This is a genomic window from Paucimonas lemoignei (assembly GCF_004342585.1).
GTDB classification, from domain to species: domain Bacteria; phylum Pseudomonadota; class Gammaproteobacteria; order Burkholderiales; family Burkholderiaceae_D; genus Paucimonas; species Paucimonas lemoignei.
In genome coordinates this window covers 1-5364 of the sequence record NZ_SLZQ01000025.1, presented here as the reverse complement: position 1 = coordinate 5364, position 5364 = coordinate 1, and the positions used below count along the sequence as shown (strand labels likewise).

7 protein-coding genes are annotated in these 5364 nt (G+C 49.5%); all 7 read left to right on the top strand.

The features are described from left to right. Nucleotides 1-236 (top strand): hypothetical protein (locus EDC30_RS19650; RefSeq protein WP_207907337.1); only part of this gene is annotated, 236 nt, incomplete at its 5' end. After that, nucleotides 220-651 carry a hypothetical protein gene (locus EDC30_RS19220; protein ID WP_207907336.1) on the top strand — a complete coding sequence of 144 codons (432 nt, stop codon included), beginning with the start codon at nucleotides 220-222 and terminating at the stop codon, nucleotides 649-651. The genes EDC30_RS19650 and EDC30_RS19220, both read left to right, overlap by 17 nt. A 33-nt stretch (nucleotides 652-684) precedes the next feature. Continuing rightward, nucleotides 685-1371, top strand: coding sequence for a hypothetical protein (locus tag EDC30_RS19215; RefSeq protein ID WP_132260542.1), 687 nt, complete (start codon nucleotides 685-687; stop codon nucleotides 1369-1371). 131 nt (nucleotides 1372-1502) lie between these two features. Beyond that, the gene (locus EDC30_RS19210; RefSeq protein ID WP_132260540.1) at nucleotides 1503-2300 is read left to right on the top strand and encodes a tetratricopeptide repeat protein; all 798 of its coding nucleotides are present in this window, start codon (nucleotides 1503-1505) and stop codon (nucleotides 2298-2300) included. Between the two features lie 128 nt (nucleotides 2301-2428). Further along, nucleotides 2429-2884 (top strand): hypothetical protein, encoded by a 456-nt coding sequence (locus tag EDC30_RS19205; RefSeq protein WP_132260539.1) that lies wholly within the window; start codon nucleotides 2429-2431, stop codon nucleotides 2882-2884. Between the two features lie 1010 nt (nucleotides 2885-3894). Then, nucleotides 3895-4338, top strand: coding sequence for a hypothetical protein (locus EDC30_RS19200; RefSeq protein ID WP_132260537.1), 444 nt, complete (start codon nucleotides 3895-3897; stop codon nucleotides 4336-4338). 81 nt (nucleotides 4339-4419) lie between these two features. Further along, entirely contained in the window at nucleotides 4420-4767 is a 348-nt protein-coding gene (locus EDC30_RS19195; RefSeq protein WP_132260535.1) for a bleomycin resistance protein, read from the top strand. Nucleotides 4768-5364 lie beyond the last annotated feature (597 nt).

Here is a 5364-nt window from a genome sequence, read left to right as displayed (position 1 = left end):
AGACACCGCACGCGAAACAAATTGCTGCCCGCCGAAGAACGTTTCGCTCGATACGGTCGCCGCGCAAGCGCGTCGCCGATCAGCTTCATACGTTAGGTGTACGCGATGCGATCAATTTTAATGAGCCTTGTTGCAGTTTTATCGGTGCCCATGCCGATTTGGGCTTTCTCGCCTATGTTTCCCGTTCCAGGAGGAGCAATAGATCCGAATCACGTAAAGATGTCTCCTATCGCTGAACAAGACTATTTTTGGATGAATACTCCTTATCCTTCCGAAACTGCCTTGGCACACTACAACGCAATATTCGCTAAATGGACTTCTTGCAAAGGTTCGGAATATGGATGGACATCATTTGGAGACTTATCTGGAAACGAGTCGAAATTTATCCATAGGCAGATTAAATATTGGGTTAACGCTCGTAATAACCAGGCAGTGACGCTGCAGCTTCAATACAAGTCACAAGGAGCTGTCTACCGTAACGTTCCAGACAACGATAGGCAGTTTGTAGTTGTGTTGCGCCATAAGACGCCAAATGCAAAGGCATTTTTAAAAGAAGTTGGCGTTGAATGTGGTATGGCACCTAACTCGTCACTTAACACGGACTCGCAGCAAAGAGCTGCCGCTTCGCGGCAGATGCTGCGGGCCGGTTAGTTCAGCGTTATACATATCCTTTGAGTGAAAAGCATGGATCCATCTGAAGCTGAATTATTGAGAAAGAGGTACGGCGAGAAAAGCACAGACGAGCTAATCGCAATCGCGAATAATGAACCAATGACTACGTTGGCATTTAAGGTCATATGCGAGTTGCTAGCTGCTCGAGGTGTTTCGGAAGACCGGTATCCTATTAAACCAAAGGTAATGTCGGATGGCCCTTTGATTCCGCCAGTACTCCAACCTTCGTCTATGGATACGGCGCCATCATCTGAGAAAAAATTAGACTTGTTTAGTTATATTTTTAATCTAACGATTTTTTCAGTGATTCTACAGATGCTATACCCAGCGTTCGTTGATGCATTCTCTTCGATCGGGCGTAGCGAACTGTATTGCACCGCCAGCATTCACGGAACTAGGTCTTCGCCTTGCAATGTGGGGCAACTAGTCGGAGATTGGATGGGAGTTACGCTACTTAACAACTTATTTTTATTTGGCGTCCCAACAATAATTATGGCGATTGTGTTGGCGTGCGTTGGCGGAGTAATTGCACGTGACCGCCATCGAATTGTTGTGCCAATAATCCAAGCTTGTGCCATAGGGACCATTTTCGGCTCGTTATATTTTGGCGCTTCCGGCGTAAAGTTTATCGCCCACATCATATTCTGGTTAGCTATTGCTTCTGTGTGCCGGTTATTCACGTTGCGCCCAGAGCCTTAATGCAGAAGTGCTATTAGACGTAAATGTATAACTTGTCGCTCAACCGGGAGCCATACCAGCGAGCTTGCCGCTTCGCGGCGCTTGGTATGCCCCCGTTAGCTCGGCGTTAAATTTCAATGTAGAGACAAACTATGATTCTAAAAATTGCCATTATGGCGATATGTTTGACAGTTCAAAGCGCTGCATATGCAGGTTTAGATGAGGCCATTGCAGCGTATAGGGTTAAAGATTATGAGTCCGCTGTGCGTGAGTTAGAGCCTTTGGCGAATAAGGGTAACCCTCAAGCTCAAGTGATTCTTGGAGGGCTGTACCTTCATGGTAGCGGTGTCCAGCGCAATCCTGAAAAGGCATTAGATCTATACAAGAAGGCCGCAGCGCAGGGTTTGCCATCGGCTCAATACAATTTGGGTAATGCATATTTCAAGGGCGACTTGGTTCACCAAGACTACCAGCAAGCCGCATCGTGGTACCGGAAAGCCGCCAATCAAGGTTTCGCCGAAGCGCAAAATGGCTTGGCAATTCTTTATTTTGATGGGTTGGGCGTTGCTAAGGACATACAGGCTGGTATAAGTTGGCTACAAAAGGCTGCCCAGAACGGGTATGCGAAAGCGCAGGATAATCTAGGAAGGGCCTATCGAGAGGGATGGGGTGTCCCTATTGATTTAAGAAGTGCTGAGTATTGGCACCGAAAGGCTGCAGTACAAGGTGATCCGCAAGCTTTAAACAATTTAGGGGCGATGAACGAACTTGGCTACGGAACAAAAAAGAATCTTCTAGTTGCCTATGTTTGTTATGCGCTTTCAGCAAAGTTAGGCTACGACCGGAGTAATTCTTATAGGCTAAAGGCACAACTTTCCAGTGCAGACCTCACGACTGCAAACTCAATAGTTGAACGCTGGTCCCCTGGCAATCCTTTGCCCAAAGAGTAAGACGTGGGTAGCAAGATGCAATTTAACTTGTCGCTGAACCCGGACGCCGCAACAACAAGCTGCCGCTTCGCGGCGCTGTTGCTGGCCGGTTAGCTCGGCGTTAAATGTAATGAGGGAGTACGTATAACATGAGCCAGATAGAGGGAAGATCGTTTTTTGGCTACGCTGCAAAATGTAACGACCTAAAAGAAGTTGTGGCTTTATTACGCGATATCACCGGAGAGGAAGCTACAAAAGCCACGGTGGCTTTTGGGATGCTTCTCGCAGCCAATTCTACTGATGGCGGCGAGTATCGAGACGATGCCTTAGCGGTTTTAAATAGCCTTGCTTATGCCAAAGCTGAATTAGATATTGCAGGATGCCATACTTTTCCAACGATCGAAGTTACGAGTGACGTTCTCTTTTCTGCGCAAAGATATGCGGACGAAAACACAATCCCATGCACAGAATGGCCGACCTCAGACGAGGTGATAAACAACGTTTTAGAGACGGCGAAAAAATATTCCAAAGTAACGGAATGGAAAAGATTAATAAAAAATGAAAATGGAGTGGTGGTCGGTGTGGAGTCAATTGAAAACATTTAACTCGTCGCTCAACCCAGACCCGCAATAAAGGCTGCCGCTTCGCGGCACTGTTGCGGGCCGGTTAGCTCGGCGTTATATCGAGTGATTGGCAAATGGCGGTCATCGGTTCATCGTTGGCGCGTTCGGATTGAGGCCGATAGAAAAGTTGCAGTACAAGCCCGTTGCGGCAGTTTGGTCGTGGCGCGGCGGGAAAATGGCTTGGCGAGCTAGCCCTGCCGTAAGGTTGCCTGCCTGCGGTCTTGGCGTGCTCCGGCCTGCGAAAGTTTGCTGCCCTGCGGCCTTGGCAGAAAACGGCGTGGTCGGCTTTGGAGCTTGGAATAACGAGTCCGTCGCAGGCCTCTTTGGCCGGCCGCAGTGCGGCGGCAGGCGGGCTTGGCCGGCAGTCCTGCGGTCTTGGCGAGGGTACAGAGTTATCGGCGAAAGGGAGGGCGAGTGAAATACGGTTCAAGCGCGTTGCTACCCTCCTGGGCCGGTGACAGCGCAACGGAATGCGGACTTGGCGGGCAGCTTGGCGCGTGGGGCGCTGCTGTCAGGTCAAGATATAACTTGTCGCTTAACCCGGAGCCCCAACAAGGAATTGCCGCTTCGCGGCAACGTGTTGGTGCCCGGTTAGCTCGGCGTTAGGCGCTATGGCCGATTTCCACAGTGACTCAGACAAATACCAATGTGCTGATTACTTGTCTTCCGCTTGGGCGGAGGCAGGACTCTGGGACGAGGATGCGCAGCTTTGGCTTATTGAGCCGCGATCCCGCCTTGAGGAGCATGATCAGATTGGCTTCCTTCAAGTCGGTCGGCCCGGCGTTGATGGCATCGGGTTCGGGTATAGGTCAGGCCACAATGGTTTTTGGGCCTACTACCCAATGGAGCAGCGCTTTCAGCTTTTGGCTCCCTCATTGAGTGAGTTCGTAAAAGGCTGGGCGGCGCGTACTATCACGGTATAGCGCCTAACAATTCATTCAAGCCGAAACCGCTTCGCGGTTCGGCTTAATTCAGGTGTTAGGCCACATTGAATGAAGGCACTTACGTGGATCTCAGTAGTTGTTTGCATCATTTACGGTGCAATTGTGTTCGCCATCTACGAAAAGACGCGAACGGATGCGCTTGAACAATCCCGCAACCTTCAGCAGGTTGAGGCAACCGTGCAGCGCACAGAAAGATGCCGCGGGAAGAGTTTGTGCTATTTCACCATTGCTGAATACCAGATCGATGGAAAAGTTGTGAAAGCGAGGGTCGCAGGAGAAATTGGCAAGAATGGAACAACCTTTACGCTGTTGGTCATCCCGGGTTCCGACAAAGGCTTCTTATCTCACGCTGCATATATCGAGCAAGTAACCGCATTCCTCCCGTTTCTATTCTTTCCCTTGGCGGTATTCTTCTTTCCACTCATCCTCTCAGTTGTAAAAAAATATGAAAAGCACGAACATCCAGCAACTCAAGGAAAACGACCAGCCTAACTTGTCGCTGAACCGGGATCCGCAACAAAAGCTACCGCTTCGCGGCGGCGTTGCGGTCCCGTTAGCTCGGCGTTAAATTTTATGAGAGCACAGATTGGAAGCACTATCCCGGTGTTGGCGTCTCTGAATTTGTCAGAGTCCGTCGCTTTTTATGCGGACCGTCTGGGTTTTACGAAGCTCAGTCAGTATGACGATTATGCGATTGTTGCGCGGGATGGCGCTGAGATTCATTTTTGGTCTTGCTCGGATCGAAGTATCGCCGAGCAAACGTCGTGTTATATCCGTGTTTCGGACACCCAGCAGCTCTTTGAGGAATTTACTGAGAACGGTGTTGACGTTAAGCCGCCTATGGTTCGTCCCTGGGGAATGAAAGAGCTCTATGTCATTGACCCGCATGGCAATCTGCTGAAATTCGGGGAGTCGGTATGACAAGCGCAAAATTTAACTCGTCACTGAACCCAGACCCGCGCCAAAGGGCTTGCCGCTTCGCGGCACATGGCGCGGGCTGGTTAGTTCGGCGTTAGAGGCTATCGATTACAGAACTATGGACCCTGCTAAAAAACTACAATCTGCGAAAAAGTTAATGCTTTTGGGAATGGTTCCCTTCTGTGTGGGCGTCGTCCTTGTAGGGTTAATGTTCACAAGTGCGCTCAAGTTTGGTGGCGGCTTATCTGAGGTCTTTCTAGGCCTTCTCGTTCTGGCGCTCAGTTACTCAGCAAGTGTTCTTGTGGCAGGCGGAAGTGCGGTGTGGTCAATGATGCTAATGCATCAGCATGAAGAATTACGATCTGACTCAGCCAGGATCTTATCGAAAATAATATTTCTGATACTTATTCTTCCGGCTTTATGGTTCATTTACTTCGCTCAGTAGGGAATTGGATACTCGAATTAAAAAGATGATTGGCCTATTTTCTAAGGCGAGCGAGTGCTCTAACTCGTCTATAAGGACTTCCCCTTTTTAGCAAGAGTGGTTTTCAAGTTGTTTGCATGTGTGTTTTCCTTCCGCGAAGCCGGATGGTAGTGTGG

What these genes read in the sequence shown, in the direction of transcription:
- EDC30_RS19200 (WP_132260537.1), top strand. Translation starts at nt 3,895, where the DNA reads ATGAAGGCACTTACGTGGATCTCAGTAGTTGTTTGCATCATTTACGGT.
- EDC30_RS19220 (WP_207907336.1), top strand. Translation starts at nt 220, where the DNA reads ATGTCTCCTATCGCTGAACAAGACTATTTTTGGATGAATACTCCTTAT.
- EDC30_RS19195 (WP_132260535.1), top strand. Translation starts at nt 4,420, where the DNA reads ATGAGAGCACAGATTGGAAGCACTATCCCGGTGTTGGCGTCTCTGAAT.
- EDC30_RS19205 (WP_132260539.1), top strand. Translation starts at nt 2,429, where the DNA reads ATGAGCCAGATAGAGGGAAGATCGTTTTTTGGCTACGCTGCAAAATGT.
- EDC30_RS19210 (WP_132260540.1), top strand. Translation starts at nt 1,503, where the DNA reads ATGATTCTAAAAATTGCCATTATGGCGATATGTTTGACAGTTCAAAGC.
- EDC30_RS19215 (WP_132260542.1), top strand. Translation starts at nt 685, where the DNA reads ATGGATCCATCTGAAGCTGAATTATTGAGAAAGAGGTACGGCGAGAAA.